3 protein-coding genes are annotated in these 2,389 nt (G+C 68.5%); all 3 read right to left on the bottom strand.

From position 1 onward, the window contains the following. A partial coding sequence (locus IG84_RS0137090) for an adenosylhomocysteinase (protein ID WP_031067797.1) occupies positions 1-717 on the bottom strand: 717 nt, incomplete at its 3' end. Then, complete coding sequence (gene metF, locus IG84_RS0137085) at positions 698-1,603, bottom strand: methylenetetrahydrofolate reductase [NAD(P)H] (protein ID WP_037801457.1); 906 nt, start codon at positions 1,601-1,603, stop codon at positions 698-700. The genes IG84_RS0137090 and metF, both read right to left, overlap by 20 nt. Continuing rightward, positions 1,600-2,389 (bottom strand): vitamin B12 dependent-methionine synthase activation domain-containing protein (locus IG84_RS0137080; RefSeq protein ID WP_031067793.1); only part of this gene is annotated, 790 nt, incomplete at its 5' end. The genes IG84_RS0137080 and metF, both read right to left, overlap by 4 nt.

Below are 2,389 nucleotides of genomic sequence, written 5' to 3'. Positions count from 1 at the left end.
GGTGGCGCGGTTGATGCCGTCGATCAGCGAGTGCCGGCAGCCGTACTTGTTGTCGAACTTCGACTTCGTCACGGCGTCATTCACGTTGATCGCCGGGAAGAGCAGGGTGCCCTCGCGGTGCATCTCGTACAGACGGTGCACACCCGTCGTGGTCTCCTCGGTGACACCGCGGATCTCCGAGGCCAGCTTCACCCAGTCCAGGGAGCTGTTCGCCAACAGGGCTCGTACGACCGCCAGTTCGTCATTGCTCGCAGCGGGCAGCTCACCCGTCTTCTGGTACTCGACGCCCTTGTGGACGAGAAGGGTGGCGTCACCGCCGTCGTCCAGGATCATGTTGGGACCGGTCCCGCCGGGCCAGGTCAGCGCCTGTTCCGTACACCACCAGTACTCCTCCAGCGTCTCGCCCTTCCAGGCGAAGACTGGAATCCCGGCCGCGGCCACGGCGGCCGCCGCGTGGTCCTGGGTGGAGAAGATGTTGCAGGACGCCCAGCGGACCTCGGCGCCCAGGGCGAGCAGGGTCTCGATAAGGACGGCGGTCTGCACGGTCATGTGCAGCGAACCGGTGATACGGGCACCCGCCAGCGGCCGGGCGGCGGCGTACTGCTTACGGATCGCCATCAGACCGGGCATCTCGTGCTCGGCGAGGGTGATCTCCTTGCGGCCGAAGGCGGCCAGGGACAGGTCGGCGACCTTGTGGTCAGGCACGGACACGGACACTCCTTGAGGTCTGAACGGTCTGAACGATCTGAGCGGTCTGGTTGGTCTGGATGCTGCGGTGGATGTCGAGGGCCGCGGTGGAGCGGTTGAGGGTGATGTAGTGCAGCCCGGGGGCGCCTTCGGCGAGGAGCCGCTCGGCCATGGCGGTGGCGTGGTCGACGCCGATGCGGTGGGCGGTGGCCGGGTCGTCCCGGGCGGCCTCCAGCCGGTGGGCTAGGTCTTCGGGGAACGAAGCATCACTGAGTTCGGCGAAGCGGCGGATCTGGCGTACATCGGTGGCCGGCATGATCTCGGGAATGATCGGGGTGTCACAGCCCGCCGCCACCACCCGGTCGCGCAGCCGCAGATAGTCCTCGACGTGGAAGAACATCTGAGTGATGGCGTAGTCGGCACCCGCCCGGCACTTGTCGACGAAGTGCCGGACGTCGCTCTCCCAGTCCGGCGAGCGCGGGTGCATCTCGGGGAACGCCGCCACGCCGATGGTGAACTCACCCAGTGAACGGACGAGTTCGACCAGCTCGTATGCGTATCTCAGGCCCTGCGGGTGCGAGTCCCAGGCTCCCTTGGGGGCGCCGGGCGGGTCACCGCGCAGCGCGAGGATGTCGCGGATGCCGGCGTCGGCGTACTGGCCGATGATGGCCCGCAGTTCGGCGACCGAGTGCCCGACGGCGGTCAGGTGCGCGACCGGGCGCAGGGTCGTCTCGTCCGCGATGCGCCGGGTCACCTCGATCGTGCGGTCCCGCGACGAGCCTCCGGCGCCGTACGTCACCGACACGAAGTCCGGGGCCAGGGCCTCCGCTCGCCGGATCGCCTGCCACAACACCCGCTCACCCGCCGGCGTCTTCGGTGGGAAGAACTCGAAGGAGAAGGTGGGCCCGGTCTTCATGCCCGCCTCCCGGCGTTGAAGTAGCCCGCCTCAGGGTGGTGGACGACGATGGCGTCGGTGGACTGCTCGGGGTGGAGCTGGAACTCCTCGGAGAGCTGGACGCCGATCCGCTCCGGCTGCAGCAGGTCCGCGATCTTCGCGCGGTCCTCCAGGTCGGGGCAGGCCGGGTAGCCGAGGGAGTAACGGCAGCCCTGGTATTCGGTGCGCAGTATCCCGTCGACCGAACCCGGTTCATGGTGCGCAATACCGAGCTCGGTACGGACGCGGGCGTGCCAGTACTCGGCGAGGGCCTCGGCGAGCTGGACGGAGAGGCCGTGCAGCTCCAGGTAGTCGCGGTAGGAGTCGGCCGCGAACAGCTTCGCGGTCTCCTCGCCGATCTTCGAGCCGACCGTCACGACCTGCAGACCGACCACATCGGTCTCGCCGGACTCCTCCGGGCAGAAGAAGTCCGCCAGGCACAGCCGGCGGCCGCGGCGCTGACGCGGGAAGGTGAAGCGGGTGCGCTCGGCGCCGTTCCCGTCGAGGACGATGAGGTCGTCGCCCTTGGCCACGCACGGGAAATAACCGTGGACCACGGCCGCTTCGAGAAGGTTTTCCGTACGCAGCCGGTCGAGCCACATCCGCAGTCGCGGCCGGCCGTGGGTCGCGGTCTGTTCCTTCTTCAATCCCCACTGGCCCTTGAAAAGGGCGCCCTCGTCCAGCCAGGAGGCGTAGTCGGCGAGCTGAATGCCCTTCACCACGCGAGTGCCCCAGAAGGGCGGCTCCGGGACCGGGTTGTCGGTGGCC

Origin of the sequence: Streptomyces ochraceiscleroticus (genome assembly GCF_000720485.1) — a bacterium.
GTDB classification, from domain to species: domain Bacteria; phylum Actinomycetota; class Actinomycetes; order Streptomycetales; family Streptomycetaceae; genus Streptomyces; species Streptomyces ochraceiscleroticus.
This window is presented reverse-complemented; position numbering and strand designations above follow the sequence as displayed.